This is a genomic window from Streptomyces sp. bgisy159 (assembly GCF_057707805.1).
The window spans coordinates 1-26,662 of record NZ_JBYIQX010000043.1; the positions used below are offsets into that span (position 1 = coordinate 1).

Sequence of the window (26,662 nt, forward strand, 5' to 3'; positions counted from 1 at the left end):
CCCCCGGACCGGCCCTGGACCGGCCCCGGACCGGCCCCGAGCCGGCTCCGGATCGACCCCGGGACTGACCCCGGATCGACCCCCGGACCGGCCCCTGACTGATCCTGGACCGGTCGCGGACTGAGTACGATTATCCGGCCCCCGGCATCGGGGGCCGGAGACTGAGGAGATGCGTGCCCGTGGCTGCCCGACGGCTTCCCTCGTGGGTCTGGGTCACCGGTCTGACCACCGGTGCCGTCGCCGCGGTCGCGGTCCTGGCGGTCCAGGCCGACCGGGGGGCCCACCCCCAGGCCACGGCGGCGACCCGCCCGACCGCCTCCCCGACGGCGGCCCCGGCCCCGTCCGCGAGCCCGTCGGCCATCGCCCCGACGGAACTGCCCGAGGCATCCGGCACCGGCCGCCGCGTCGTCTACTCCCTCGCCCAGGACCGCGTCTGGCTCGTCGACGCCGACGGCGAGGCCCGCCGCACCTTCCCCGTGTGGCCGGGGACGGTCGACCCCGCCCCCGGCACCTACACGATCTCCGTCCGCAAGGCGTCCACCACCGGCTCCGACGGCGTCGCCATCGAGCACATCCTCTACTTCACCGTGCAGTCCGGCGTGAACATCGCCTTCTCCAACGCGGTCGACGGCTCCTCCCCGCCGCCCGCCGGTACCACCCCCACCGGCGGCATCCGCGTCGGCAAGGAGGACGGCACCGCCCTGTGGAAGTTCGGGGCGACAGAGACCCGCGTCAAGGTCGTGGAGTAGCCGGCGTCATCTGCACCACCACCAGCGTCACCCCGCTGATCAGGAACACCCGGGTCGCGGCGTCCAGCCCGTTCCAGTCCCCGGACTGCCACATCGCGAACCACTCCCCGCCGATCGCGATGAACCCGGCCCCGAACAGCAGCATCAGCATCAGCAGGCCGTAAGTGGACAGCCGTCGGGCGTTGGCCAGATCCCGCCGCCCCCAGAACCACGTCCCCGCGATCAGCACCAGCGCGGCCACGGTCTCCCACACGATGATCGCGACGTACGCCGCGTCCTGAAGCCCCTTGCTCGTGATCGCCCGCCACATCAGATCGTCGTCCTCGAACGTCGTGTCCATGGCCAGCACATGCCGCACGAACTGCTGGTTCGTCCCGAAGTCGGTGATGTTCCCGAAGGCGACGAGCGCGATGTAGAGAGCCAGGACGCCGGTGAGCACACCGGCGGCGAGCACGAGGCCGGTGTGACGCGTGGGGGTTGTGGTCATGGCGGGTATCTTCCCGCCACGACCGCGAACTCCCGCTCGGTTCCGGCCAGATCGGCGGGCGCCGGTGAGAAGGCGAGTACAGCAGATGTCAGTTGCCGCTGGTGGCAACGACGGGTTCGAGCGCGTCCAGTCGTTGCCCGCGGGCGCTTCCACCGGTGTCCGGCTTCCCCGAGAGCGAGAGCGAGAGCGAGAGCGAGAGCGAGAACGAGATCGCCGTCGCCCTGCGGGAACTGGAGGAGCACGGGTACCTTGCACGACAACCCGAAGCAGACCGCCGATGACCCCGGCCGGCTGAACGCGTACAGCCGGCCGCGAACACGGCCGTGAGGGTCGACCGTCCCCCCCCCCAGGGGCGCGACGGCACGGCCGAGCCAGGAGCTGAAGCGGAACACGGCGGGCCGGCTGACCCACCTTGCCACGGCCTGGCCTGAGTCGGGTCACCACTCGGCGATGAGGGGCGCGTCCGGCGTGTGGCTTCGCCAGGATTCGGTGAGGTGGGTCAGGTGGTCGGGGGCGGCGATACCGCGCACCGTCACGATCTTGTTGTCGGCGAGGTCGAACGTCACGGTGCCGACGATCCGGTCGTCGACCACGGTGACGATGGCGGGGCTGCCGTTGAGGACCGCGTAGTGCATGGCCGGCGTGCCGCCCGCGAACCGCCGTTTCGCGGCGCTGGGTTTGAAGCCGGCCCGCGCGACGGCGGCGACGCGCTGCGGAGTGTCGTACCGCAGGAGCCTCCGGGCGAGGCCGGCGCCGTCGGAGATCGCCGTCGCGTCGTCGGTGAGGAGCGCCACCAGCCGCTCGGTGCGCCCGGAGGAGGCGGCGGCGAGGAACTCCTCGACGATACGGCGGGCGGACGCGGGGTCGACCTCACCCCCGCGGCGGCGTGCGGCGGTGATGCGGCGCCGGGCCCGGTGCAGGTGCTGCTGGCTCGCCGACTCGGTGATGTCCAGGATCTCGGCGATCTCACCGTGGCTGTGGGAGAACACCTCGCGCAGGACGTAGACGGCCCGCTCCGCCGGCGACAGCCGCTCCATGAGGGTCAGCACCGCCAGGGAGACCGATTCGCGCTGCTCGAAGGTGTCGGCCGGGCCCAGCATCGGGTCGCCGTCGAGCAGCGGTTCGGGCAGCCAGGCGCCGACGCTGCGTTCCCGGCGGGCCTGCGCCGAGCGGAGCCGGTCGAGGCACAGGTTGGTGACGACCTTGGTCAGCCAGGCCTCCGGCACCCTGATGTGCTGCCGGTCGGCGGCCTGCCAGTGCAGGAACGCGTCCTGCACCGCGTCCTCGGCGTCGGCGGCGGAGCCCAGCAGCCGGTACGCCAGGGAGGCCAGCCGGTTGCGGCCGGCCTCGAACCGGCTGGTGTCGAAGGGGTCGGCGGCGGCGCTGTCCACGTGGATCACCCTAGTGACTCGCGCTCCGGGCGGCGGCGCCGCCGACGGACGCGACCGGCACGGCGGCCAGGCGGCGCCTGCGCCTGGGCATGCCGAAGGTCGGATACGAGGTGCCCCACAGCGAGCCCCTGACGATGAGGGCCTTGATCCGCGCGGCCGCCCGGCCGCCCAGGTACTTCGGCTTCGCCCGCCCCTCCTCGTCGACCATCTGCAGGATGCCGTCCCGCCGCCCGAGGCTGATGTGGTTGCCCACGTAGACCAGCTTGGTGTGGGGGGCCTTGCGGCCGGTCAGGTGACCGACGATCGCGGCGATCGCCTGGTTGCCGGTGTATCCGGCCGTGGCGCAGGACATCGGCAGGGGGTGGCCGCTGTCGCCGATGGCGCGGGCGGCGTCACCGACGGCGTACACGTTCGGGTGGGAGACCGACCGCATGGTGCGGTCGACGACGATCCGCCCGTCCTCGGTGACCTCCAGCCCGCCGGCGGCGGCGACGGGACCGACCGCGAACCCGGCCGCCCACACGGTCGCGTCGGACGCCAGGACGGTGCCGTCGGCGCACAGCACCCGTGTCGCCTCGACGGCCACGACCTCGGTGTGCTCCAGGACGGTGACGCCCAGCCGGTCGCAGGCCCTGCGCAGATGGCCTCGGGCCCCGGCGGAGAGGCGGGCCCCCAGCTCGCCGCGGGCGACCAGCGTCACCGACAGGCCGGGCCTGCACTCGGCGATCTCGGTGGCGGTCTCGATGCCGGTCAGCCCGTCACCGACGACCAGCACGGTTCCGCGCCCGCGCCCGCCCCCGGTGGTCAGGCCGTCCAGGCGCTCGCGCAGACGCAGGGCCGCAGGCCGGCCGGCGACGTCGAAGGCGTGCTCGCCCGCGCCGGGCACGGTGTGGTCGGCGCCGCGGCTGCCGAGCGCGTAGCACAGCGTGTCGTAGCCGAGCTCGTCGCCGCCGTCGGCGTCGGCCACGGCGACGACCTGCCGGTCGGGGTCGACGGCGGTGACACGGGCCAGGCGTACCCGTACCCCCGTACCGGCGAAGATGTCGGTGAGCCGCGGGGCCGCGATCTCCCGGCCGGCCGCGAGCTGGTGCAGCCGCAGCCGCTGGACGAAGTCCGGCTCGGCGTTGACGACGGTGATCTCGGTGTCCGCGGGGGACAGCCGACGGGCCAGGTTCCCGGCCACATAGGCCCCGGCATAGCCGGCGCCGAGGACGACGATGCGGTGCTTCATGTGCTGCTCCTGTCGGTTGGCTTGGTCCCGCGTCTTGAGCGGGACGGCGGCCTGATTGCTGACAGGAATCGACTGTGACGTGCGTCACATGGGATCGTCGTTCTCGCGCGGATACTGAGGGCGTGGAGTTCGCCGTCTTCATGACCCTGCCCGGCCTGGTCATCGCGCTGACCCTGCTGGCCTTCGTCGACCAACTGCTGTTGCGCGCGGGGCGGGCCGGTCTGCTGCCGTGGCGGAACAGCGTGCGGCAGGGGCAGATATCGGCGACCGGGTTCGAGCAACTGCACGCGGCTCTCTCGCCGGGCAAGCAGCACGAGTTGAAGGAGCGGCAGTCGTCCCTCGTCCTGCGCGACGACGAGGACGACGGCGCGCCGCGCCACAGGACGACGGTGGACCTTGGCCAGGGAACGGCGGTCGTGCGGCTGCCCCGCCCGTAGCCTCGCGGTGTCAGCCAAGGGCCTCGTACTCGGCCGGCGGGTTGGCCAACTCCGGCCGCTCCACTATGTACCGGTCTCCGAAGAGCCCCGACATCGCCCAGTGCCAGGCCTCGTCGTGGAAGGCGAGCCCGCGGTAGGGGGCGTCGCACGGCTCGTACGGGTACATCTCCATCGCGGCTTCACCGGCTCTGGTAGGCGTCATGCCCCCGTACCGCTGCATCACCCAGGCGTAGCGGCGCCGCTCACCGGCCAGGTAGCGGACGTACTCGTCCTCGGTCCAGGTCATCGGGCGCGGTGGCGGCGGGCGAAGCCGAGGAAGTCCTGCCAGGGGGTGTCGGTGAAGGTGAGGCGGGGGCCGTCGGTTTTCTTGGAGTCGCGGACGTGGATGGTGGGGGTGGTGCGGGCGGGGGATATGGCGACCTCGACGCAATCAGGGCCGTCGTTGCCGCTGTAGCTGCTCTTGATCCACACCAGCGTGGAGGTCATGTTTCCTCTCCCAGCAGTTTCTCGATGAAGGTCACGGACTCCCCTGGTGAGAGTGCCTGCGACCGGATCATTCCATAGCGCATGTCGAGGATCTGGACCTCCCGGGGGTCGCTGACCACTCGGTCGTACAGCTGGCCTTCCGAGTGCCCGAGGATCTTGCCGTCGCGGAGTTTCAGCAGCCGGATGGATCCCATCACGCCCGCGTGGTCCTCCCGGTCCGTCGGCATCACCTGGATCGACACGTGCCGCAACTCGCTGACCTCAAGCAGGTGTTCGAGCTGCCGACGCAACACCATTCTGCCCCCGAGGGGGCGCCGGAGTGTCACCTCTTCCTGGACAAAAGTGATCTGCGCCCGAGGCACCCGCTCGAACACCGCCTTCCTCGCCATGCGGGCGGCGACGTGGCGTTCGATCTCCTCCTCGGTGTACGCGGGCCGCCGCATCTCGTACAGCGCCTGCGCGTACTCCCGCGTCTGCAGCAGCCCGTGGATGTGGAGTGCGGCGTACGCCCCCAACTCCACCGCCTCGTCCTCCAGCTTGGCCAGGTCCCGGACCTTCTTCGGGTAGCGGGCCCGTTCCACGTCCTCCGTCATCGCGGAGATCTTGCCGTCGGCGCCGAGCACCTCGTCGGTCTTGTCGAGGAAGTCGGGCTTGGGGATGCGCCGGGCGCGCTCCACCGCGGAGACCATCTCCTCGCTGTAGCCGATGGCCGCGCCGAGTTCCGACTGCTTCATCCCCGCGGCTTCCCGCCACATCTTGATCTGCCGGCCGACCGCCCTGAGCACGGCCGCCGCCTCTTCGTCCTCCACGTCCTGCCCCTCCCGGTGTGCGAGTTGCACGAGTCGTATGGCCCTGACGCGCGACCGTACAGTCACGCTCTGTGTCGGGGTCGTGGCTGTTCACCGTAGGGAGCGGGCCGCCAGGCTGAGCGGCATGAGCCAAGATCTCCAGCCCCGGGTCACCCGTACCATGGACCTCTTCACGGCGCAGTTGTGCGCTTCTCGGAGGAGTGTGCGAGTTTCCCGGCTGCTCGCCGAACGGGAACTGGCCGCGTGGGGTGTGAAGTCCGAGGCCGCGGCGCACGTCGTCGCCGAACTCGTGGCCAACGCCGTGCTGCACGGACGGGTGAGGGGGCGGGACTTCCGGCTGCGGCTGATGCGGTTCGCGGACGGCACCCTCCGTGTCGAGGTCACCGACCCCCGGGGTGACCGGGTCCCGCGAATCCCGGACCCGGTGGCCGCGTACGCGGAGTCGGGGCGCGGGCTGCGCATCGTGGCGGCGTACGCGGAACGGTGGGGCGTGGAGAAGGCGCCGGCGGGCGCCAAGATCGTCTGGGCGGAACTCGTACCGGGTCGCGGCGACGCGTGACCCGGTGGCGCGCGACGCCAAAAGACCAAAGAACTGGGGGAAAGTACCGGACCCACCCCCACCGCCCCCGCCGGTCACCCGCCCGGGTGAATATGCCCAATGCAACTGGCGCGGCGGGGGAGTTGTGGGGCAGCGTCTGCGGCAACGGCCCATGTCCACACATGCATCGGCCCCCGCCGGGACTGCCATCCCAGTGCGAGGGCCTGATCACCGAGGAAGGCATCAACTTCCCGATGACTGACCAGAACCCTAGCGCGCGGAAGCGTGCGAAGAAGGCGAACGCCCCGCATTCCCACTCCGGGGTCATCCACGTCAACGAGCCGCACCACGACAACTTCACCGTCGTCGGCAATCACCTCGCCCAGCACCCGGACCTGTCGCTGACGGCGATCGGGCTGGCGGTGCACATCCAGTCGCTGCCCGCTGGGGCGCCGATCGGCATCAAGACGCTCGCGGGGAAGTTCACCGAGGGGGAGATCCGGATCGCCGCCGCGCTGCGCGAGCTGGAGGAGCACGGGTACCTCGCACGCACCAAGGAGCGTCTTCTATCGGGCCGAGTGACGACCCGGACGACCTCGTACAACAAGCCGCCGCGCGACCAGCCGAGGCGTGACGACCTGACGCGCATCGAGCCGCCGCGCGACCAGCCGAGGCGTGACGAGCCGACGGGCACCGAGCCGCCGCGCGACCAGCCGATGCCCGACGAGCCGACGGGCATCGAGGCGAGGCGTGACGGGCCGACGCGTGACCAGCGGGTGCGTGATGAGCGTGAGGGTGACGGGTCGAGGGACGGCGAGCCCGCGGAGGGGCCGAGGCGCACGCCCGCTGTCTCCCGCACGCCCGCGCTCTCCCCCCTGCCCGCCCCGCGGCCGTCCTCCACCGCAGCCGACCTCCTCGCCGGCCTGCGCGCCCACGACCCCCGCCTGCTGCTGACCGAGCGCGACGTCCACCGGCTGGCCCCGGCCGTCACCGAGTGGCTGGACCGGGGGGTGCCGCCGACCGCCGTGGTCCGCAGTCTCACCAGCGGGCTGCCGGAGGACCCGATCAACTACCCGGCCGCCTTCCTGGCCCACCGCCTCGCCGCCCACCTGCCACCCCACCTCCCCGCCCCGCCACCGCCCCGGCCGGCCTCGACCGAGGCCGCACCACTCCGCCCGGCACCCCTCCAGAACTGCGACGGCTGCGAACGCGCCTTCCGCTTCCCGACCCCCGGCCACTACTGCCGCGAGTGCCGCGAGAAGCGGGCGGCGGCATGAGCCCCGGGGCGAGCCTTCGGATGAGCGTCGCGTCACCGTCGCACCGCGCGCCGCACCGGTACCGTACGAATGCTGAGCCACCCGCACCGGAGGTCATTGTGAGTGCCCAGACCGACGGCCCGTACGGACCGCTGATTCCCATGCCCGAACTCACGCCGGACGCTTTGCGCGCGGCAGTCGCGCGGATCGCACCGAGCCGGATTCCGGCTCTCACCCAGCACCTCTTCGAGGCGACGACGAACGCGCAGCAGACGCAGAGCTTCGCGCCGCTGCGGGCCTTCGTTCACTCATGGGCCGTGTTCGTGGCCATCGAACGGTACCCGGAACGCGCCGCGCGGCTGCATGAGCTGGAGCGTCTGGTGGACGTGGGTGATCAGGATCCGGCCGAGGCCATTGCCGAGATTCGGGCGATCCGGGAGACCGCAGAGGCGGAGGCCGGGTTGTGACGGACTGGGCCTGGGACTACAACCCGAGCGCGGAGTACGTGACCGACGGATTGCCGCTCGGGGTGGTGGCCGAAGTGGAGCGGATCGCGCACGAACTGGCCGCGTTGGGCCATGACTCCGTGAAGGTCGGTAGACCGATCGACCGCGAAGGCGGCCTGCGCGAGTTCGACATCCTGGGCGGACGTGGGTTCGTCAGCTTCCTGTCCGTGCCGCGTCATGAGTGCGTCTACATCTGCAATGTGACCTGGTACGGCTGAAAAGCGACATCTGAGAGCGCTTTTCCCACACCTCACACACCGTTTCTCTCCCCGAACCGACCGTGAACCGACCGTCTCCGTTCGAATACAGTGCTGAACTGTCCTGACACGCACGGGTGACGGGTGGGGAGGTTCCGGGGTGGGCGCGACGGCCGGCGTGGTCTGGGGGCGTGCCGAGCAGCAGGACTTCCGCAGCCGGGTGCGGGGGACGTTGCTCGGGGCGGCGGTCGGGGACGCGCTGGGGGCACCGGTCGACCGGATGACGGGGGACGAGATCCGGGAGGCGTGCGGCCCGGACGGGGTGGTGGACCTGGTGGCCGCCTACGGGCGGCGCGGAGCCGTCACCCACCTCACGCAGTTGGCGCTGTTCAGCGTCGACGGGCTGATCCGGGCGCAGGTGCGACGGGACACGGGGGCCTGGCACCCGCCTACCGATCTGCACCGGGCGTATCTGCGGTGGGCGACGACCCAGCGGGACTGGGGGCCGGACGAGCGGCGCGCGGAGGACGGGTGGCTGGCCCGGGAGGAGTGGCTGTACGCGCGGCGCGATCCGACCCGGGCCCTGCTGATGGGGCTGGGCGACCAGCGGATGGGGACGCTGGAGGCGCCGAAGAACCCGGACGCCGCCGGGCCGGAGGCGGTGGCGCGGTCGGCGCCGTTCGGGCTGCTGGTGGGGTGGGAGCCGCAACTGGTCGTACAGCTCGCGGTGGAGTGCGCGGCCCAGACCCACGGGCATCCGACCGCCTGTCTCGCGGCGGGCGGTTATGCCGCCGTCGTGCACGCCCTCCTGCGCGGCGAGGCTCTGGAGGGCGCCGTGCAGCGGGCGCTGGCCTTGCTGGCGGCGCGGGTGGGGCACGACCCCGTGAGCGACGCGCTGCGGCTGGCGCTGGGCGCCGTACGGCAGGGCATGCCGGGGCCGGCGGTGGTCGAGGAGCTGGGCGGGGGCGGGGAGTCGGCGCAGGTGCTGGGCGCCGCCGTGTACTGCGCGCTGGTCGCGGAGGACGTACGGCACGGGCTGCGGCTCGCCGTCAACCACGGCGGCCCGTCCGCCGCCACCGGGGTGCTGACCGGCGGGCTGCTCGGCGCCCTGCACGGGGAGACCGCCCTGCCGCCGGGCTGGCTGGTCGAGCTGGAGGGCCGGCCGACGATCCTCGAACTCGCCGACGACTTCGCCATGGAGATGACCCAGGGCCCGGCCCTGCACAACCCGGCGGGCGCCTCTCCGGGCTGGCTGTCGCGCTACCCGAGGGCGTGACGGGAAGGAATCGATCCCGAGCCACCGCCGTCCCGCGCCCCGGTCACCGCCGTCCCGCGCCCCGGTCACCGCTGTCCCGCGCCCCGGCCGGCGGCGTCCGGGCGCACGGCTCAGCGGCGTCCCGGCGCCCGCTCAGCGGCGGATGAGCCCCAGGTCGGTGGCGGTGGCGACGGCGGCGGTGCGGGAGTCGACGTCGAGCTTCGTGTAGATGCGGGCGAGATGGGACTTGACCGTGCCCTCGGTCAGGTGGAGGCGGGCGGCGACGGCCTGGTTGGAGAGGCCGTTGGCGACCAGGGCGAGGACCTCGGTCTCGCGGCGGGTCAGCGCGGTGCCGGGGGTGCGCAGCCGGTTCATCAGCCGGTCGGCGACGGTCGGTGCCAGGGTGGTGCGTCCGGCGGCCGCGGTGCGGACGGCGGCGGCCAGGTCCTCGGGCGGGGCGTCCTTGAGGAGGTAGCCGGTGGCGCCGGCCTCGATGGCGGGCAGGGTGTCGGCGTCGGAGTCGTAGGTGGTCACGATCAGCACCCGGGGTGCTCCCGGGCGGGCGGTGATCCGGGCGGTGGCCTCGGCGCCGCCCATGCCCTTGCCGAACTGGAGGTCCATCAGCACGACGTCGATGTCGCCCTCGGCGGCGCGGGCGACGGCCTCCTCGGCGGTGGCGGCCTCGGCCCGCACGACCAGGCCGGGCTCGGTCTCCAGCACGGCGCGCAGCCCCGCTCGTACGACGGGGTGATCGTCGGCCAGGAGCAGGCGGATGGGGGAGTCGTCGGTCACGGGCGGGCCTCGGGGTGTGTCTCGGGGTGCGTGTCAGGGGCGGGCGCGGGGCCGGACTCGCGGACTCCGTGGCGGGGCTCGCGAACTTCGGGGCCGGGCTCGCGAACTTCGCGGCCGGGCTCGGGACCCGTACCGGCGGTGCCGTCGGCCGACGCGGTCAGGGGCAGCCGTACCGACAGGGCGGTGCCCCGGCCGGGGGCGGACACGACGGTGAGGGTGCCGCCGAGGGCCTGGGCGCGGGCCCGCATCGCGGCCAGGCCGAAGCCGCCGGTCTCGGGGTCGGGGGCGGGCAGCGTGTCGGGGTCGAAGCCGCGTCCGTCGTCGACGATGTCGAGGGTGACGTGGTCGCCGAGCCGGCCGAGGGTGACGTCGGCGGTGCCGGCCTCGGCGTGGCGGACGGTGTTGGCGAGGGCGGACTGGGCGATGCGCAGCAGCGCGACCTCGTGTGCGGTGGTGAGCGGGTCGGGGTCGCCGGTGAGGTGGAGGCGCGCGGTGAGCGGGTGCCGGGCGGAGGTGGTGGCGCACAGGCGCTCCAGGGCGCCGGCCAGGGTGGTGCCCTCCAGGGTGGGCGGGGTGAGGGCGGCGACGAAGCGCCGGGCCTCGGCGAGGTTGTCGACGGCGGCCTGCCGGGCCTGGTCGACGTAGCGGGCCGCGTTCTGCGGGGTGTCGGGCAGCGACCGTTCGGCGGCGCGCAGCAGGAGCTGGATGCTGGACAGGCCCTGGGCGAGGGTGTCGTGGATCTCGCGGGCCAGGCGGTCGCGTTCGGCGAGCACCCCGGCGGTGTGCTGGGCGGCGGCCAGGTCGGCGCGGGTCGCGGTGAGTTCCTCGATCAGCCTGCGGCGGTTCTCGCTCTCCCGGTACAGCGCCTGGTAGCCCCACACCACGGCGACCGCCACGGCGGCGCCCAGCGCCGGGCCGATGGCCATGGCGGGGCTGAAGGAGTGCTGGTGGGCGGCGAAGCCCGCGACGGCCGCGGCGGCAGTGGCGGCCACGGCGGCGAGGCCGGCGCGGCCGGGCAGCAGGTGCAGTTGCAGGAAGTAGAGCGGGAAGGCCACCCACACGGCGTCGGGCGTCAGGACGAGCAGCACCAGCCAGCAGACGGCCACGGCGGCCAGCCACAGCGCGGCGGCCCGCCGCGAGCCGCGCACCCGCGGCAGCAGGGGTCCGACCGCGTACACCAGACCGCACACCGCCGCTGCGGCGACGACCGCTCCGGCGTGGGGCCGTCCGTCGGCGACGGCCCGGCCGGCGGCCAGCGCGAGCAGGCCGATGACCAGCAGGTGCAGGCACCAGGCCAGGACCCGGGTGGTCGGGGTCGGGGCGGGGGTGGGGGTGGGGACGGCGGTGTTCACGGTGTGTCCCAGGTTACGGACACCGGCGCTTCGGGGCCTCCATCGAAAGATGCAACCCGGGTGCCGCCTTACGGCCCGTGAAGTGCGGTCCTGAGCCAGGCGCGCGCACGGGGGGCCGACGGCGACCGTGGAGTCGTACCACTGCCATTGCCGCTACCGCCGTAGTCGTCACCGCCGCCACCGCTGGAAAGGACAGGCCGAGGCCGTGTTCGTCGCCTGGAGAGACCTGAAGTTCGCCAAGGGGCGCTTCGCCCTGATGGGGACCGTCATCGTGTTGATCACCCTGCTGGTCGGGCTGCTGTCCGGGCTGACCGCCGGGCTGGGCCGGCAGAACATCTCCGCGATCACGGGCCTGCCCGCCGACCGGATCGCCTTCCAGGCGCCCGGCGGCGGTCAGGACCTGTCGTACGCCAACTCCTCCGTCACCGAGCGGCAGTGGCGGCAGTGGTCCGCGGCGCCCGGCGTCGAGAGCGCGGAGCCGCTGGGGATCACCACCACGAAGGCCACGGCGGGGGAGCGGAGCGCCGGGGTCTCGGCGTTCGGCGTCGAGTCCGGCTCCCGGCTCGCGCCGGAGGCCGACCGGATCGGGGGCGGCGCGGTGGTGCTGTCCACCGCGGCCGCCGACGACCTCGGCGTGCGGGCCGGTGACGCACTGACCCTGGCGGGGCTGCGGCTCACGGTGGCAGCTGTGGCGGGCGACGCCCACTTCAGCCACACCCCGGTGATCTGGACCGGCCTGGACACCTGGCAGCGGATCGCGCCGCCCGCCGGTGGCACGACCGGCCTTCGGGCCACCGTCATCGCCCTGGACACCACGGCGGGCGCCGACGTGGCCGCCACGGACCGCCTTGTCGGCACCCGCACGGTGTCCGTCGGGGACTCGCTGTCCGCGATCGGCTCCTACACCTCCGAGAACGGCTCGCTCCAGCTGATGCGCGGCTTCCTGTTCGCCATCTCGGCCCTCGTCATCGGAGCCTTCTTCACGGTCTGGACGATTCAGCGCAGCGGTGACGTCGCCGTCCTCAAGGCGCTCGGGGCGTCCACCGCGAGCCTCCTGAAGGACGCCCTCGGACAGGCCGTCGTCCTGCTCGCCGGCGGCACCCTGCTCGGCACCGGCCTCGCCGTCACGGTCGGCGCGGTGGTGTCCGACAGCGTGCCGTTCCTGCTGACGCCGGGCACCGTCCTGGTTCCGGCCGTCGTGATCGTCCTGCTGGGTGTGCTGGGGGCCGCGCTGTCCATCCGCCGCATCACCTCCGTCGACCCGCTGACCGCCCTGGGGAGCGTCCGATGAGCCCGCGCCGGACCGACGACAACCCGGCCGGTGCCCGATGAGCCCGTACCTGACCGAGACCACCCCGCGGAGCGCCCGATGAGCCTGAACCTGACCGACGTCACCCTCACCTACCCCGACGGCGACGGCCGGCTGACCGCACTCGACCGCGTCACCCTCGACGTGCCGCGCGGCAGCCTGACCGCCGTGGTGGGCCCGTCCGGCTCCGGCAAGTCCAGCCTCCTCGCCGTCGCCGCCACCCTGATCACCCCCGACTCCGGCACCGTCACCGTCGACGGCACCCCCACCACCGGCCTGAGCCGCGGCGAACTCACCGCGCTGCGCCGCCACAAGATCGGCATCGTCTTCCAGCAGCCCAACCTGCTGCCCTCCCTGACCGCCGCCGAACAGCTCCAGGTCATGGCACGGATCGACGGCCGGAAGCCCCGTACGGCGCACGCCCGGGCGATGGAACTGCTCGACGCCGTCGGCCTCGCCGACCGGGCCGGCCGCCGTCCCCACCAGTTGTCCGGCGGCCAGCGGCAGCGCGTCAACATCGCCCGTGCCCTGATGAACGACCCGACCGTCCTCCTGGTCGACGAGCCCACCAGCGCCCTCGACCACGAACGCGGCGCCGCCGTCCTGGACCTGATCACCCGCCTCACCCACCAGCGGGCCACCGCCACGGTCCTGGTCACCCACGACCGCGCCCACCTCACGGCCGTCGACCGGATCGCCGAGGTCCACGACGGGCGGCTGCGCGTGCCGGCCTCGCCCCGCCCGTCGGTGGCGTAGGCGGTACGGGGCCGACGGACGCGGGTCAGTCCGTGACCGTGCTGCCCACCCTGCGGGGTCGGGTCACCGCATCAGCTCCCCCGCGTTCACCAGCAGCGACTGCCCGGTGATCGCCCGCGCCCGCTCCGACGCCAGGAACACCGCCGCGTCCGCCACATCGCCGTCGGTCGCCGGTTCCGGCAGGGCCATCCGCTCCGTCAGGCGGGCCAGCACCTCGTCCTCCGGTACGCCCTCGGAGCGCGCCGCCGACCGCACGTACGCGCGCACCGGCGGGCCCCACATCCAGCCGGGCAGCACCGAGTTCACGCGGATCCGGTACGGTCCCAGCTCCCGCGCCAGCGAGTACATCGCACTGGTCAGAGCGCCCTTGGACGCCGCGTACGCGGTCTGGCGCACCTGCGTCGGCGCGGCCACGGCCGACTGGGTGCCGATGAACACCACCGCCCCGCCGCGCTCCTTCAGCGCGGCCAGGCACGCCCGCGTCATCCGCAGCGTGCCCAGCAGGTTCACGTCCACCACCCGCTGCCACACCGCGAAGTCGGCGTCCTCCAGGCCGCCGAAGCAGGTGTCCAGCGCCGCCACGTGGACCACCGCGTCGATCGCCCCGAACCGCTCCAGCGCCAGCGCCGCCAGCGCCTCGCACTGCGCCTCGTCGGTGATGTCGGTCGCCCGGTACGCCGTGCGCTCCCCGCCCGGATCGATCGCGGCCGCGGTGCGGGCGAGGTGCGCCTCGGTCCGCGCGCCCAGCACGGCGTTCCCGCCGTCCCGCACGACGGCGGCGGCGACCCGGTGGCCGAGCCCCGCCCCGACCCCCGAGACGACCACGGTCCGGCCGGTGAGCGGAGCTGCTGACATGACGGGCCTCCCCGGGGCTGGCGCAATATCTGACGGGTCGTCAGAGTAGGGGCGGAGGCAGGAAAGGGGAACGCCATGAGCGAGGACACCCGCCGTGAGGACACCGGCGATGAGGACACCCGCAGGGAGGCCGCCCGCCGTGAGGACACCGGCAATGAGGACACCCGCAGTGAGGTCTACGCCGAACTGGCCGCCGTCGGACCGTACGGCGTCCGCCCCGGCCACGCCCTGATCACCCTGGTCGAACCGCACCCGGGACACGAGTACGCCTACAACCGCTGGTACGAGGACGACCACTACTACGCGGGCGCCATGGCCATGCCCTGGATGTACGCGGGCCGCCGCTGGGTGGCCACCCGCGAGCTGCAACTGCTGCGCTACCCGGAGAAGTCGGCGGTCGCCGAGCCGGTCACCGCCGGCTGCTACCTCTCCACGTACTGGATCACGGCCGGCCGGTACGCCGACCACATGCGGTGGACGGTCGCCGTCAACCGGCGCCTCAACCGGGACGCGCGCGTCTACCGGGACCGCACCCACGTCCTCACGGCCTTCATGGACCACGAGGTCACCGTGTACCGCGACGGCGCGGCCGGGCCGCGGGACTTCCACGCGCTGGACCACCCGTACGCCGGGCTGGTCCTCGAAGTGGTGGACGCGCCGTCCCCCGCGGCGCGCGCCGAGCTGCTGGAGTGGCTGCGCGCCCGCCACCTGCCGAAGCTGCTCGCCGGGTCCCCGGCCGCGCTGGTCACCGTGTTCCGGCCGACCCCGTTGCCGCTGGACCGCATGAGCTACGTCAAGCAGGTCGAGGGCGTCGACACCCGGCTGACCCTGCTGTGGTTCCTGGAGGCGGACCCGGCGCGGTGCTGGGGCGAGCACTTCACCGGGCTCGACGAGCGGGTGGCGGAGTCGGGGCTCGGCCGGGTCGAGCTGGTGGCCCCGTTCATCCCGACCGTCCCCGGCACCGACCGCTACGTCGACCGGCTGCGCTGACCCGGGGCACGGACGGTCAGGGCGACGGCGACGGTGACGACGCCTGAGCCTGCTCCTTCAGCTCGTCCGGGCACGGGGTGCCGCGCGGCAGCCCGTAGGGGGCGCCCAGCCGGTACGTGCCGGGCTTCGGGGCCAGCAGCATCGTCCACTTGTCGCCGTCGGCGTTCTCCTCCGCCTCCATCAGGCAGCCGTGGACGTTCTCGTACGTCTTCGGCTCGCCCTCGGCGCGGTCCTTGGACGCCTCGGTCTCCTGCGGCGGCTTCAGGCGCTTGCCGTCCGGTCCGACGATGCTCAGCCAGGGCGAGTACGGCATCCGCACCAGCACCGGACCCGGCGACTTCACCTCGATCGTCCACTCCTCCTGGTCGGCGATGAGCACCTCCGCGTCCGGCTCGGCCAGCGGCGTCGGGTCGATCACCTGGAACAACTGCCAGTTGGCGTCGCCCCAGATCTGCTGCAGGTACGGCAGCCCGCGCTGCAGCAGCTGCCGCTCCCGCTCGCCGCCGTCACCGTCCGGCGCGTCCTTCGGCAGCACCACGTACCGCACGGACCAGCGCTTGAGCCACTCGTGGTAGTTCGCCGAGTTCAGGGTGTCGTCGTAGAAGAGCGGGTTGCGCTTGATGTCGGCCTGGCGGTTCCAGCCGCGCGCCAGGTTGACGTACGACTGCAGGGCCGACGCCTCCCGGTGCGAGCGGGCCGGGACCACCTCGACGCGGCCCCGCTCGGCGCCGACGGTCTGCAACTGGTCGACCAGCGGCGCCAGCTCCCGCGCCCACGCCGCCCGCGGGGTGGTGCGCACCACGTCGTCGACCGACTTCACGCCGATCCACACCACGAATCCGGCGGTCGCCAGCGCGATCACGTACCACTTGAAGGTGCGCGGCACCGCGAACGGCAGGGCGCACGCCAGCACCACACCTGCGAACAGCATCGACAGACGGGTGATGTTCGACCCGATCTGCGAACTGATCAGCCACACCAGCAGCACACCGAGCCCGTACACGGCCGACGTGATCCGCACGGTCTTCCAGTCGTGCGGCACGACGGCGTAGACGATCCCCGAGTAGACCAGGGGCAGGACGGCCGAGCCGAACGCCATCGGCTGGGTGCCGGAGAACGGGAACGCCAGGGCGGACACGGCGACGACCGCGGACGGCGCGATCCCCAGCGCCCAGGCGCCCGGCAGCCGCCGCTGCAGGAACAGCGCGACGGCGACCAGCCCCACGAACAGGCCGGCGACCGGCGAGCCCATGGTGGCGAGCGCGGCCAGCGGCGCCGCACACAGCCCCTTCGCCCAGCGCTTGTAGCGCCAGCGGTGCGGCCAGCAGAACACGACGGCGACCGCGCCGAGCGCGAACATCATGCCCAGGCCGAACGTCACCCGCCCGCTCGCCGCGTTGCACAGCAGCGCGAAGACACCGGCCAGCGCCGGCCACAGGGGGTCCTTGACCGGTCGGCAGCGCAGCAGGATCAGCGTCAGCAGGCCCGCGGAGACCGTCCCGGCGATCATCATCGTCGTACGGACGCCGAGGACCGACATCAGGTACGGCGAGACCACGCTGTACGAGACCGGGTGCATGCCGCCGTACCAGGCGAGGTTGTACGCCGAGGCCGGGTGGCGGCCGACGAACTCCGCCCACGCGTCCTGCGCCGCCAGATCGCCGCCGCTGTTCGCGAAGGTGAAGAACCAGACGACGTGCAGGATTCCGGACAGGGCCGTCATGGACAGGACGGGGTGGCGCCGGACCAGCGGGCCGAGGCGTCTCGTCCAGAGCCGGCCCCTGCCGGCCGGCTCAGCCGTGCCGGAGCCGCCGGCCGCCTCGGCCGGGGGCAGCTGTATTCGCGGGCCGGTGGTGTCCTGGCCCGTACCGGTGTCGTCGTCGGCCCGTGTCGGCTCCGCAGTGGTCACCTGTAGGCACTCCCCGTGTCCCGTCTTCTGATGTCGGAAGAACCTGTCGGTTTCCGCGTCACGGCCGCCGGGTAAGCGACCTGTCCCGTTTCGTGAAAGTAGCACGCACCCCGCCGGGGGAGCTTCCCCGGCGGGATGACGTGCGACGACGGGCGGGCGCCGGTCAGCCGACGCGCGTCAGCTTGTCCGTGAAGCCCGGTTCGGCCAGATCGCGCTGGAGCGCCACGGGCACCTTGACCGCACCGCTGGTGCTGCCGTCGCCCACCGTCAGGGTGCCGACCCTGGTCCCCGCCTTCGCGGAGTGCGGCAGGTCGTCCGCGACGAACGACAGCTCGACCTCCAGGCCCGCCCAGCCGGCCGCCGTGACGTCCTCGGTGACCACCACCGGGGTGCGGCCGCCGAGGCCGTCGTCGACGTACCCGACGACATCGCCCTTCTTCAGGATGGTCGCCGACTCCAGGGCGTCCTGCGCGCCCCGGATCAGCTTGTCGCCGGCGTCCAGGGCGCCGCTGAGGATCGTGTTGTCGTAGCCGCCCGCGGGCTGGCGCAGCACCGCGCCGACGATGGTCCGCGTCTCACCGCCGACCTCCTTCTTCGCGGCGAAGACCAGGTTGCCGCGGGCGGAGGTGGTGGTGCCGGTCTTGATGCCGACGACGCCGTTCCTGCCGACGAGGCGGTTCCAGTTGGGCCAGCGGTTGCCCTTGTAGTCGCGGTACTCCATCATCGCCGCCACCTCGCGGAAGACGGGCCTGTTCATCGCGGCCTTCGCCAGCCTGACCTGGTCGACGGCCGTGCTGACCGTCGTGTCGTTCAGGCCGGAGGGGTCGGTGTACGTCGTGTTCTTCATGCCGAGGTCCTTGGCGGCGGCGTTCATCTTGTCGACGAACACCTGCTCCGAGCCGGAGTCCCAGCGGGCGAGGAGGCGCGCGACGTTGTTCGCGGACGCGATGAGGATGGCCTGCAGCGCCTCGCGCTGGGTGATCGAGTCGCCCTCGGTGAGCGGGACGGTCGACTCGTCGCCCGCGACCGACTGCTCGTCGGCGAGGCGGTCGATCTTGATCTCGGGTCCGTCCTCGCCGCTCTTGAGCGGGTGGTCGCGCAGGATCAGGTAGGCGGTCATCACCTTGGCGACACTGGCGATCGGGACCGGCTTCTCCTCGCCGGACGAGCCGAACGTGCCGATGCCCTGCACGTCGAGGGCGCCCTGACCCTCGGCCGGCCACGGGATCGACGGCTTGTCGCCCTCGAAGGTGTACGTCGACTCGGCGGTGAGGTCGAGCGTGGGGGCCGGGACGGGACGCAGGCTCTGCACCGCCGCGAAGACGACCGCCAGCAGGATGATCAGCGGGGTCCAGATCTTCACCCGGCGGGCCAGCGTGCGCAGGGGGGTGGGCGGGGGCGGCGGGGTGTTCGTCAGCTCGGCCAGCAGGTCCAGCGGCGGCTTGGGCGGCAGGGGCTGCTGGGTGGTGCGCTCGGGGTTCGCGAGCGGGACGAACCTGCTGGTGCGCTCGCCGGTGCGCTCACTGGGGGCCTCGGGGGCGGGACCGTCGGCCTCGGGGGCCTCGGGGGCCTCGGGTGCGGTGCGGTCGGGGGTGGGGCTTGTGGGGGTGGTGCGGTCCGGGGTGGTGCGGTCCGGGGTGGTGCTCGCCGGGGCGGAGCCGTTCACCTTCAGCGTGGTCGTGGGCTGGTCCACCCGGCGCTCGGCGGGGCGTACGGCCTGGAACACGGCGGTCGGCTGATCGACGGCCTTGGCTCGGTCGGGCTTGTCACCGTCGGCGCCCTCGGGGGACTTCCCGGACTCGGCGGGCGCCTCCTCGGACTTCGCGCTCTCGTCCGGCGCGCTCCCGCCCTTCGCCCAGGACGGGGCGCCCGCACGGTCCCGGGGACGCCCGCCGGGGCCTCCGGCGGCTCGGGAGCCGTCCGACGCCTTTCCGGAGCCGTCAGGAGCCTCAGCGCCCTCAGTGCCCTCAGCGCCCTCGGCAACCTCACGGTTCTCGGCGCCCTCAGGGGCCTCAGGCGTCCCTGAGGCTTCGGGGGTGTCGTCGTCGGCCCCCACGGCATCTGGGGCCTCTTCGGCCCTCTCCGGGGCCCGGGAGGCCTTCGCGGCCGATTCCGGCGCCGTGCTCGCCTCGCCCGCCGGGGCGGCCAGCGTGACCGTCTTGAGGTCGTCCTTGGGCTCGTCCTCGGGTTCGCTCTTCGGCGCAGCCGCCTGCTCGGTCTCCGACTCGGCCTCCGGGGCGCTCTGCGGGTCGGCCTCGGGCGCGGTGAAGGTGACCGTCTTGAGGTCGCCCTTCGGCGCCGCCTTCCGGTCCGAGTGCGGGCCGCTCGCCGGGGTGCTCTTCGCGGCGGGCTCGACCTCGGTCTCGGCGTCGTTCTCGGTCTCGGAGTTGTTCTCGGTCTCGGCGTCGTTCTCCAGCTCGGCGTCGGCGTCGGCGTCCGGGCCTGCCTCCGGGGCGGCCTTCGAGGACGCTCCCGCGTCCGGTGCCGTCTCCGTCTCCGTCTGAGTCTCCGCCTCCGGTTCCGGGCCGGTCCTCCCGCCCGTCCCCTCCGGCGTCCGCGGGTCGTCGCCCGGAACGGTTTCCGCATCGGTGGCCTGAGAGGCCGTCTTGACGGACGTCGCGTCGGCCGGGGCGGAGCCGGGGCTCGGGTTGGGCAGGTCCCGCAGGGAGAGGGTCCTGGTCGCCGTGTCCACACCGCCGCGGGCCATCGCCGCTCGCGGATCGCGGGACTCGGGAACCGGGCCCTTGCCCCCCGACGTCGGTTCTGCCGACGACTCGCGCTGCTTCGAACTGTCGGGGGACTCGCCCGCCACCGATGCCTCCTCGATTACCGTTCCCGTACGACTCACGTTCCGTACGGTGTATCGCCCGCCGGGACACCCGCTCCAGCACGGTGTCCGAACCATGTACCAGTGTCCTGTGTTGCGGGCCCGATCCGAGCGATAGACGAGAACGACATACCTGCCGGTTCCCTTACAAACAGGTCACGCACCCTCGACAGACCAATGTGAGAGGGGTCACCCTGTCATTCATCCACGCGGGGAGGCATGGATGGGCAGGAGCCGCAGAACACTTCCGGAGGAGCTTCTGCTGCTGGCACTGGACCCGGCCACGGGTACCACTGCACAGCCGCAGTCGCTCGACCTCGGTCTGGCCGGAGCACAGCTAGTGGAGCTGGCGTTGGCCGGACGGATAGCCCCAGACGGGGATCGTATCGCCGTGGTCGTGCCACGGCCGACAGGAGATCCGACATTGGACTGCGCGTTGGAGTTGCTGCGAAGGCGCGGCGCTCCGGTACGGGCCGTCCACTGGATCGGAGGACCACGACTGGGCCTCCGCCAGACGTACCTCTCGCATCTGGAGCGGTGCGGCATGGTCGCCGCCGTACCGGGCCAGATGTGCGGGGTGCTGCCGACGACGCGCTACCAGGCGACGGACACCGAGATCAGCCGTGAGATCAGGGCACGGCTGGACTCGGCGATCCGCACCGGCGTACCGCCGGACCCGCGTACGGCGGCGCTCGCCGCGCTGGCGCACGCGGTCGGGCTCGGCAAGCACCTGTACCCGGGCAACGAGGGACGTTCGTCCCGATCCCGGTTGCGGGACCTCATCAGGCACGACCCGATGGGCGGACTCGTCGCGCACGCCGTGATGGACGTCCAGAACGGCGCGGCGGCCCAGCCGCGCCGGGGCACGGCGGCCGGCCAGCCGTCGGAGCCCGCCCGTGGTGTTCCGACGCAGCCGCGCCGGGGTCCCATGGCACGCGCCGTGGCCCACTGAGCCACGCCCTCAGACCCGTTCCGGGAGCCGCAGCGTCTCGCGCGGGGTGCCGGGGGCCGTTCGCTTGCGCGGACGGTTCCGGCGCCCCGCGCGAACGCGTGTCACCACCCTGGCCCACCCCCCGAACTGACGTGTACCGACCGCATATCCCCTGTTTTCCAGCGGTAGAAAGCACCTTGGTGGCAGTCTGCTCAACAGCAGATACGCAAAGTGTTATGTACAGGTACACAGCCGGAGGTGACGTCCCGTGGCGTCCAACACCAACCCCACCGTGCGCCGTCGACGGCTGGGCATGGAGCTGCGCAAGCTCCGTGAGGCGAAGAAGATGACCGCCGAGCAGGTGGCGGCGAGGCTGCTGGTCTCGCAGTCGAAGATCAGTCGTCTGGAGAACGGCCGGCGCAGCATCAGCCAGCGCGACGTCCGTGATCTGTGCGAGGTGTACGAGGTCGAGGACAAGAAGCTGGTCGAGTCGCTGATGCAGATGGCCAAGGACTCCCGTCAGCAGGGCTGGTGGCACACCTTCGGCGACGTCCCCTACAGCGTGTACATCGGGCTGGAGACGGACGCCGAGTCGCTGCGGGTCTACGAACCCCAGATCATCACCGGCCTGTTGCAGACCCAGCCGTACGCCGACGCCATCGTGCGCGGCGGTTCGCCCGAGGCGCCGGAGGAGGAGATCCAGAAGCGGGTGGAGGTCCGGCTGCGGCGCCAGGGCCGGGTCACCGACGAGCGGGAACCGCTGCGGCTGTGGGTGGTGCTCGACGAGGCGTCGCTGCGCCGGGTGGTGGGCAGCCGTCAGGTGATGCGCGAACAACTGGAGCGGGTGGTCGAGATGGCCCAGCTTCCGCACGTCACCGTGCAGGTGCTGCCGTTCGACGCGGGCGCGCACGCCGGGCTCAACGGCCAGTACTCGATCCTGGAGTTCGCCGACGCCTCCGACTCCAGTGTGGTGTACATCGAGGGCGTCACCAGCGACCTGTATCTGGAGAAGGCGCCCGAGGTGCAGAAGTACACGGTCATGTACGAGCACCTGCGCGCCCAGGCGCTGAACGTGGAGCAGTCGCGTCGGCTGCTCGAGAACGCCGCGAAGGAGTACGCCCGCTGAGACTGCTGTGTCCGCGTGGTGCGGGTGACGCGGGCGGGGCACTGTACACGATCACCCGTATGCCATGGAAGACTCACCTGGAATATGCCACCCGGTTGGGTGAACGACCTCACCACAGTGGCGCCCCGGCCGGTAGCGTCATTTTCGCCATCGAGCAACACCCTTTGGCGCGAAACCTGCGGACCGGCTACCGGAGCGATCATGGCAATTCACCTGGGTGTCACGGAAAAATGGGTGACGTCCTCCTACACCAACAACAACGGCGCCTGCGTGATGGTCAGGTCGACCGAGGAAGCGGCGCTGGACGTCGGGGACACCAAGATCCCCGACGGCCCGAAGCTGCAGTTCCCCGCGAACGCGTGGAGCAGCTTCGTGGCCTCGGTCAAGTGACCGGGTGACAGCACCCCGAAACCGACAGAGCCCTCTCGACAAGATCGCCGTCCTTGCCGAGGGGGTTCGGCTTTTTCCCGGTCAGCGGGCCGACCGCACCGGGAACGCGACGTCGCACACCAGGTCGTCGGGGCCCGCCGCGTCCCAGTCGGCGAAGTAGATCTCGCGGCAGGGGCCGTCGTGTTCCAGGCCCTCGCGCCTCATCCAGGTCTCGACGGCCTCGTACGCGGCGACGATCTGCGGATACGCCACCTGCGCCTTGGTGATCCGGGTGCGGGCCAGCCGCCGGGCCGGCTCCGCGCGGACCCGCGCCCCCGACGCCCGCCCACGCGCCGCCGCCCAGGCCCGCGCCGCCGCCTCGTCGAGGACCGGCACGCACGACTCGGCGGGACCGTCGCTCTCCGCCGACACTTCCGCGTGGTACACGACGAACGGTGCCCCCGCCCCACCCCCGCACTCCCCGGCCGCCGCTTCCAGACGGCTCAGCGAGGCCGGGATCCACACCGGCAACTCGTCCGCGAGGACGTGCCGCACCTCCGTGATCACCACCCGCTGGCGCAGTTCGACGGTCTCGATCCCGAACGTCCCGTACATCTCGGAACTCCCTCCCGAAAGTCGTCCACGGAGGTAGCCGACGAGTGCCCGCTGGGCCGACAACCGGGCCTCCACGTCCGCCCAGTAGGCCGCCAGCCGGTCGGCAGCCGCGCCGCCGCCGTCGGCCTCGACCAGGTCCAGCACCTCCGCGACCCGCGCCAGCGGCATGTCGAGCCGGCGCAACAGTGCCACGAGACGGGCGCGTTCGATCTGGTCGGCGCGGTAGCGGCGGTAGCCGGTGACCGGGTCGACATGGGCGGGCGGCAGCAGACCGAGACGGTCGTACCGGCGCAGCGCCTTGGCCGACAGCCGGGTGCGGGCGGCGAACGCACCGATGGTGAGCAACTCGGTCACCGTGCCCCTCCCCGTCCCTCCCCGTCGTCCTCCGTCGCCGGGCGACCCTTCGCCCGGCGACGGCGACAGTGCGGTCTGCCCCAGGGGCAAGGTCAATCCGTACGGCTCAGCCCAGTTGGGCCTCGATGGCCGCGACGACCTCCGGGGCCTCCGGCTCGGTCTGCGGGGAGAAGCGGGCGACCACGGTGCCGTCCCGGCCGACGAGGAACTTCTCGAAGTTCCAGCGGATGTCCCCGCTGTGCCCCTCGGCGTCGGCGAACCCGGCCAGCCGCTCGTACAGCGGGTGCCGGCCCGCGCCGTTCACCTCCACCTTCTCCGTCATCGGGAAGGTCACCCCGTACGTCGCCGAGCAGAACTCGGCGATCTCCTCGGCGGTGCCGGGCTCCTGGCCGAGGAACTGGTTGCAGGGCACGCCGAGCACGGTGAAGCCCTGCGCGGAGTAGCGCTCCTGGAGGCGCTCCAGCCCCGTGTACTGCGGGGTGAGGCCGCACTTGGAGGCGACGTTCACGACGAGGACGGCCTTGCCGGCGTACTGGGCGAGGTCGGCGGTGCCGCCCTGCAGCGCGGCTATGTCTACGGAGAGGGGGGATTCAGTGGTCATGTGTCGGATGCTATCCGCGGGGCGTCCGAGGCCGACCGCGCGGTGCCCTGCGCCCCCGCTCCCGTCCCCGTCCCCGCCCGCGCATGGGCCAGGGCCAGGGCCAACGTCACCGTGACCGACGCGACGGCCGTCAGCGCCATCGCCGCCGCGGGCGAGGTGAGTTGAGCCGTCGCTCCCGCCAGCGCCGCCGCCAGCCCCTGGACGGTCAGCATGCCCGAGGAGTGCAGACCCAGCGCGTGGCCGGTCAGGTGGGGCGGGGTGTGCGCCATCAGCTGTTCCTGCTGGACGAGACTCGCGCCGAACCCGGTGGAGGCGACGGCGGCGCACAGGCCCGCGAGGGGAAGCGGGGGGTGCAGCACGAACAGGGTGTAGGGCGCCGCGAGGAGGAGCAGCAGCGGGGTCGCCGCCCGGCGGCGGACCCGGGGCGGCAGCAGGCGGCCCACGGTCAGGTCGCCGGCCAGCATGCCGAGCGCCGCGCAGGCGAACAGCGTGCCCGCAGCGTCGGGGGCGTACGGCACGAAGAGCGACTCGCAGCCCACGACCAGCCCGTTGGGCAGCCACAGGCCCAGGTAGACGAGGCGGCGCGGGCGGGCCGACCACAGCAGGGCGTTGGTGCGCCAGGTCTCGGCGGGGGAGGGACGGCCCTGCGCCCGGGGCGGGCGGCGGGCCAGGCCGAGCCGGGCCACGGCGGCGGCCACCCCGTACAACAGCGCGCCGAGGAGAAGGGCGGTGCGCGGGGTGAGGAGGGCGAGCAGGGCACCGCCGGCCGCGTAGCCGGTGATCTGCGTGAGCCCGTGCATCATGTTGAAGACGGCACGTGCGGGCAGATAGCCGTCGCCGGGCAGGATCTCGTGGAGCAGGCCCCAGCGGACTCCTCCGCCGAGCGCGGCGATGAGGCCCTGGAGCAGGACGGTCAGGAACACGCCCCACAGCGGCAGGCCGGGGACCGCCAGGATCGCCGTACCGGCCGCGAAGGCGGTGGACACGCCGGCCAGGGCGGCGCGCGGGGGGAGGCGGTCCGCGCCGGACAGCAGCACGGTGGCGCCGAGGACCTGTGCCAGGGCCGGCCCGAACATGCTCACCGCGGCGAGGAACGGCGAGTCGGTGGCCCGGTACACGAGCGTGCCCAGTGCCAGTCCGGCGAGGGTCTGGGCGGCGGTGTGGGCGGCGGAGGAGAGGAAGAGGGGACGGAACTCGGGGGTGCGCAGCAGGTCGGTGTAACGCATGGGGGGAGTCTGGGAGGGGCCGCCGGAGCGGGGTTAATGTTTCGCGCCGGTGCGAAAGCCGGTGCCGTAGTGGGGCCGTGCCGGTACCGGTGCGGGACGGGGCTCGGGGACGGGCTCGGGAGGGGGCCGGGATGGGCTGGTGGCAGCTGAACGCGGACACGCTGGCGCGCAGCCGGTTCGTCGTGTCGCCGTTCGCGGAGACCTTCGCGTGCCTGAAGCTGCTGCACGGCGGGGTGGCCGCGCACCCCGGCGAGACCGAGTGGCTGCGCGCGTACGGGCCGGCGTACCGGCGGCGGCTGGCGGCGGACCCGGTCACCGCGCTGCTGGTCCGCGCCGGGCTGGGGCGCACCTGGATCGCGGACTTCCTCACGCCGACACCGCGGGCCGGGGAGGACTTTGCGGCGGTGGTGGACCGGGTGCGGTCGGTGCTACCCGCCGACGCCCGGGCGCATCTGCGGACGTCCCTGGACGGGCCGCTGCCGGACGCGCTGCGGCGGGACGACCTGCCGGAGCGGGCGGCGCTGCTGCTGGAGTGGGTGTGGGAGCGGACGGTACGGCCGTCCTGGGAGCGGCGGCGCCGGGTCCTGGAGGCCGATGTGGTCGCCCGGACCGTGCAGGTCGGCCGGGGCGGCTGGGCGGCGGTCCTCGACTCGCTGCGGCCGGGCACGCGCTGGCTCGGGGAGAGCCGGTTCCAGGTGAACCCGCACGCGTACCCGCCGCGGGAGATCGCGGGCGCGGAGCTGGTCTTCGTGCCGGTGACGCCGGTGACCGGCTGGGTGTCGTGGGAGGGACGGGAGCGGTACGCGGTGGTCTACCCGTGCGGGGGCGCGCTGGCCGGTGACGCGCGGGGCCGGGCGGTCCCGGCCGCCCTCGGCGCGCTGCTCGGGCCGGCCCGGGCGACGGTACTGGTGCTGCTGGCCGGCCCGCTGAGCACCACCCACCTGGTGGCCCTGACCGGGCAGGCGCTGGGCTCGGTCGGCCGGCACCTGCGGATCCTCAGCGACGCCGGGCTCGTCGAGCGCCGGCGGGCCGGCCGGTCCGTCCTGTACTCACGGACGCCGGCCGGGGAGGTTCTGGTGGAGGCGGCCCGGGCGGCGCCGGGGGCCGCGGGGGCGGCGGGGGCGGGGGCCTCCGGTGCTGCGGGGGAGAGGGCGGTGGCGGCGGTGGGGGATCCGGCGGCACCGACGGGGGAACCGGCGGTCGGTCCCGGGGGACCGGGCGTGTGATTCGCCTGCCGCGGGCGGGCGACAGCGGGCAGGATGCGGTGCGGGAAGCGCGCGAGATTCGGCCGCTTCGGCCGGGGAGGTC

General features: G+C 73.0%; 29 protein-coding genes. 15 read left to right on the top strand and 14 right to left on the bottom strand.

Features of this window, described 5'->3' with window-relative positions; genetic code table 11:
* The first annotated feature begins 173 nt into the window (after window positions 1–173).
* The gene (locus AC3ET3_RS29465) at window positions 174–749 is read left to right on the top strand and encodes a hypothetical protein (RefSeq protein WP_432139581.1); all 576 of its coding nucleotides are present in this window, start codon (window positions 174–176) and stop codon (window positions 747–749) included.
* On the opposite strand, the gene AC3ET3_RS29470 is transcribed toward AC3ET3_RS29465, so the two are convergent.
* A complete protein-coding gene (locus AC3ET3_RS29470; RefSeq protein ID WP_432139582.1) occupies window positions 733–1,236 on the bottom strand; it encodes a DUF2165 domain-containing protein in 504 nt (167 codons plus the stop codon). The two genes, AC3ET3_RS29465 and AC3ET3_RS29470, sit on opposite strands and share 17 nt — an antisense overlap.
* 155 nt (window positions 1,237–1,391) lie before the next feature.
* On the opposite strand from AC3ET3_RS29470, the gene AC3ET3_RS29475 reads away from it, so the two are divergent.
* Window positions 1,392–1,517, top strand: coding sequence for a hypothetical protein (locus AC3ET3_RS29475; RefSeq protein ID WP_435613186.1), 126 nt, complete (start codon window positions 1,392–1,394; stop codon window positions 1,515–1,517).
* 156 nt (window positions 1,518–1,673) lie between these two features.
* Here AC3ET3_RS29475 and AC3ET3_RS29480 read toward each other — a convergent pair whose 3' ends face one another.
* Window positions 1,674–2,627: a sigma-70 family RNA polymerase sigma factor gene (locus AC3ET3_RS29480; RefSeq protein ID WP_435613187.1), complete on the bottom strand. Its 954-nt coding sequence runs from the start codon at window positions 2,625–2,627 to the stop codon at window positions 1,674–1,676.
* A 10-nt stretch (window positions 2,628–2,637) separates the two neighbouring features.
* Window positions 2,638–3,858 (bottom strand): NAD(P)/FAD-dependent oxidoreductase, encoded by a 1,221-nt coding sequence (locus AC3ET3_RS29485; protein ID WP_432139585.1) that lies wholly within the window; start codon window positions 3,856–3,858, stop codon window positions 2,638–2,640.
* Between the two features lie 122 nt (window positions 3,859–3,980).
* Between AC3ET3_RS29485 and AC3ET3_RS29490 the strand changes: the two genes are divergently transcribed.
* Window positions 3,981–4,295, top strand: coding sequence for a DUF6191 domain-containing protein (locus AC3ET3_RS29490; protein ID WP_432139586.1), 315 nt, complete (start codon window positions 3,981–3,983; stop codon window positions 4,293–4,295).
* 10 nt (window positions 4,296–4,305) lie between these two features.
* Here AC3ET3_RS29490 and AC3ET3_RS29495 read toward each other — a convergent pair whose 3' ends face one another.
* From AC3ET3_RS29495 to AC3ET3_RS29505, 3 genes are read right to left on the bottom strand one after another with little or no spacing between them, the layout of a single operon-like run.
* A complete protein-coding gene (locus AC3ET3_RS29495; RefSeq protein ID WP_432139587.1) occupies window positions 4,306–4,581 on the bottom strand; it encodes a hypothetical protein in 276 nt (91 codons plus the stop codon).
* Window positions 4,578–4,781 carry a DUF397 domain-containing protein gene (locus AC3ET3_RS29500; RefSeq protein WP_435613188.1) on the bottom strand — a complete coding sequence of 68 codons (204 nt, stop codon included), beginning with the start codon at window positions 4,779–4,781 and terminating at the stop codon, window positions 4,578–4,580. Before AC3ET3_RS29500 ends, AC3ET3_RS29495 begins: the two co-directional genes overlap by 4 nt.
* Window positions 4,778–5,590: a helix-turn-helix domain-containing protein gene (locus AC3ET3_RS29505; RefSeq protein ID WP_435613210.1), complete on the bottom strand. Its 813-nt coding sequence runs from the start codon at window positions 5,588–5,590 to the stop codon at window positions 4,778–4,780. The genes AC3ET3_RS29500 and AC3ET3_RS29505 overlap by 4 nt, the downstream gene beginning before the upstream one ends.
* A gap of 124 nt (window positions 5,591–5,714) precedes the next feature.
* Between AC3ET3_RS29505 and AC3ET3_RS29510 the strand changes: the two genes are divergently transcribed.
* The 5 genes from AC3ET3_RS29510 to AC3ET3_RS29530 all read left to right on the top strand — a co-directional run bounded on the left by AC3ET3_RS29510 (window position 5,715) and on the right by AC3ET3_RS29530 (window position 9,363).
* The gene (locus AC3ET3_RS29510) at window positions 5,715–6,149 is read left to right on the top strand and encodes an ATP-binding protein (protein ID WP_435613189.1); all 435 of its coding nucleotides are present in this window, start codon (window positions 5,715–5,717) and stop codon (window positions 6,147–6,149) included.
* A gap of 233 nt (window positions 6,150–6,382) precedes the next feature.
* Complete coding sequence (locus AC3ET3_RS29515) at window positions 6,383–7,405, top strand: helix-turn-helix domain-containing protein (protein WP_435613190.1); 1,023 nt, start codon at window positions 6,383–6,385, stop codon at window positions 7,403–7,405.
* Window positions 7,406–7,503: 98 nt separating this feature from the next.
* Window positions 7,504–7,851, top strand: coding sequence for a hypothetical protein (locus AC3ET3_RS29520; RefSeq protein WP_432139592.1), 348 nt, complete (start codon window positions 7,504–7,506; stop codon window positions 7,849–7,851).
* On the top strand, window positions 7,848–8,108 hold the full coding sequence (locus AC3ET3_RS29525) for a hypothetical protein (RefSeq protein ID WP_432139593.1): 261 nt from the start codon (window positions 7,848–7,850) through the stop codon (window positions 8,106–8,108). Before AC3ET3_RS29520 ends, AC3ET3_RS29525 begins: the two co-directional genes overlap by 4 nt.
* 139 nt (window positions 8,109–8,247) lie before the next feature.
* On the top strand, window positions 8,248–9,363 hold the full coding sequence (locus AC3ET3_RS29530; protein WP_435613191.1) for an ADP-ribosylglycohydrolase family protein: 1,116 nt from the start codon (window positions 8,248–8,250) through the stop codon (window positions 9,361–9,363).
* Window positions 9,364–9,495: 132 nt separating this feature from the next.
* Here the strand turns inward: AC3ET3_RS29530 and AC3ET3_RS29535 are convergent, their stop codons facing one another.
* Both AC3ET3_RS29535 and AC3ET3_RS29540 read right to left on the bottom strand, forming a co-directional pair.
* The gene (locus AC3ET3_RS29535; protein ID WP_435613192.1) at window positions 9,496–10,134 is read right to left on the bottom strand and encodes a response regulator; all 639 of its coding nucleotides are present in this window, start codon (window positions 10,132–10,134) and stop codon (window positions 9,496–9,498) included.
* Window positions 10,131–11,486 (bottom strand): sensor histidine kinase, encoded by a 1,356-nt coding sequence (locus AC3ET3_RS29540; RefSeq protein WP_435613193.1) that lies wholly within the window; start codon window positions 11,484–11,486, stop codon window positions 10,131–10,133. Before AC3ET3_RS29540 ends, AC3ET3_RS29535 begins: the two co-directional genes overlap by 4 nt.
* Window positions 11,487–11,691: 205 nt before the next feature.
* On the opposite strand from AC3ET3_RS29540, the gene AC3ET3_RS29545 reads away from it, so the two are divergent.
* Together AC3ET3_RS29545 and AC3ET3_RS29550 are read left to right on the top strand one after the other, a co-directional pair.
* Complete coding sequence (locus AC3ET3_RS29545; RefSeq protein WP_435613194.1) at window positions 11,692–12,777, top strand: ABC transporter permease; 1,086 nt, start codon at window positions 11,692–11,694, stop codon at window positions 12,775–12,777.
* Window positions 12,778–12,855: 78 nt separating this feature from the next.
* Window positions 12,856–13,551, top strand: a complete 696-nt coding sequence (locus AC3ET3_RS29550; RefSeq protein WP_435613195.1) for an ABC transporter ATP-binding protein — start codon at window positions 12,856–12,858, stop codon at window positions 13,549–13,551.
* Window positions 13,552–13,614: 63 nt separating this feature from the next.
* Here the strand turns inward: AC3ET3_RS29550 and AC3ET3_RS29555 are convergent, their stop codons facing one another.
* Window positions 13,615–14,406 (bottom strand): SDR family oxidoreductase, encoded by a 792-nt coding sequence (locus tag AC3ET3_RS29555; RefSeq protein WP_432156344.1) that lies wholly within the window; start codon window positions 14,404–14,406, stop codon window positions 13,615–13,617.
* Between the two features lie 75 nt (window positions 14,407–14,481).
* On the opposite strand from AC3ET3_RS29555, the gene AC3ET3_RS29560 reads away from it, so the two are divergent.
* On the top strand, window positions 14,482–15,396 hold the full coding sequence (locus AC3ET3_RS29560) for a hypothetical protein (protein WP_432156343.1): 915 nt from the start codon (window positions 14,482–14,484) through the stop codon (window positions 15,394–15,396).
* Window positions 15,397–15,412: 16 nt separating this feature from the next.
* On the opposite strand, the gene AC3ET3_RS29565 is transcribed toward AC3ET3_RS29560, so the two are convergent.
* Both AC3ET3_RS29565 and AC3ET3_RS29570 read right to left on the bottom strand, forming a co-directional pair.
* Entirely contained in the window at window positions 15,413–17,305 is a 1,893-nt protein-coding gene (locus AC3ET3_RS29565; protein ID WP_435613196.1) for an MFS transporter, read from the bottom strand.
* 163 nt (window positions 17,306–17,468) lie between these two features.
* A complete protein-coding gene (locus AC3ET3_RS29570; RefSeq protein WP_435613197.1) occupies window positions 17,469–20,153 on the bottom strand; it encodes a D-alanyl-D-alanine carboxypeptidase in 2,685 nt (894 codons plus the stop codon).
* Between the two features lie 202 nt (window positions 20,154–20,355).
* Between AC3ET3_RS29570 and AC3ET3_RS29575 the strand changes: the two genes are divergently transcribed.
* The 3 genes from AC3ET3_RS29575 to AC3ET3_RS29585 all read left to right on the top strand — a co-directional run bounded on the left by AC3ET3_RS29575 (window position 20,356) and on the right by AC3ET3_RS29585 (window position 22,579).
* Window positions 20,356–21,084, top strand: coding sequence for a GOLPH3/VPS74 family protein (locus AC3ET3_RS29575; protein ID WP_432139603.1), 729 nt, complete (start codon window positions 20,356–20,358; stop codon window positions 21,082–21,084).
* Window positions 21,085–21,331: 247 nt separating this feature from the next.
* The gene (locus AC3ET3_RS29580; protein WP_432139604.1) at window positions 21,332–22,189 is read left to right on the top strand and encodes a helix-turn-helix domain-containing protein; all 858 of its coding nucleotides are present in this window, start codon (window positions 21,332–21,334) and stop codon (window positions 22,187–22,189) included.
* A 201-nt stretch (window positions 22,190–22,390) separates the two neighbouring features.
* A complete protein-coding gene (locus AC3ET3_RS29585; protein WP_432139605.1) occupies window positions 22,391–22,579 on the top strand; it encodes a DUF397 domain-containing protein in 189 nt (62 codons plus the stop codon).
* 81 nt (window positions 22,580–22,660) lie between these two features.
* Here the strand turns inward: AC3ET3_RS29585 and AC3ET3_RS29590 are convergent, their stop codons facing one another.
* From AC3ET3_RS29590 to AC3ET3_RS29600, 3 genes are all read right to left on the bottom strand, one after another.
* Complete coding sequence (locus tag AC3ET3_RS29590; RefSeq protein ID WP_435613198.1) at window positions 22,661–23,527, bottom strand: MerR family transcriptional regulator; 867 nt, start codon at window positions 23,525–23,527, stop codon at window positions 22,661–22,663.
* 106 nt (window positions 23,528–23,633) lie between these two features.
* The gene (locus tag AC3ET3_RS29595; protein WP_432139607.1) at window positions 23,634–24,128 is read right to left on the bottom strand and encodes a glutathione peroxidase; all 495 of its coding nucleotides are present in this window, start codon (window positions 24,126–24,128) and stop codon (window positions 23,634–23,636) included.
* Window positions 24,125–25,354 (bottom strand): MFS transporter, encoded by a 1,230-nt coding sequence (locus tag AC3ET3_RS29600; RefSeq protein ID WP_432139608.1) that lies wholly within the window; start codon window positions 25,352–25,354, stop codon window positions 24,125–24,127. The genes AC3ET3_RS29595 and AC3ET3_RS29600 overlap by 4 nt, the downstream gene beginning before the upstream one ends.
* 131 nt (window positions 25,355–25,485) lie before the next feature.
* Here AC3ET3_RS29600 and AC3ET3_RS29605 point away from each other — a divergent pair, with 131 nt between their 5' ends.
* Complete coding sequence (locus AC3ET3_RS29605) at window positions 25,486–26,580, top strand: ArsR/SmtB family transcription factor (RefSeq protein WP_432139609.1); 1,095 nt, start codon at window positions 25,486–25,488, stop codon at window positions 26,578–26,580.
* Window positions 26,581–26,662: the final 82 nt, after the last annotated feature.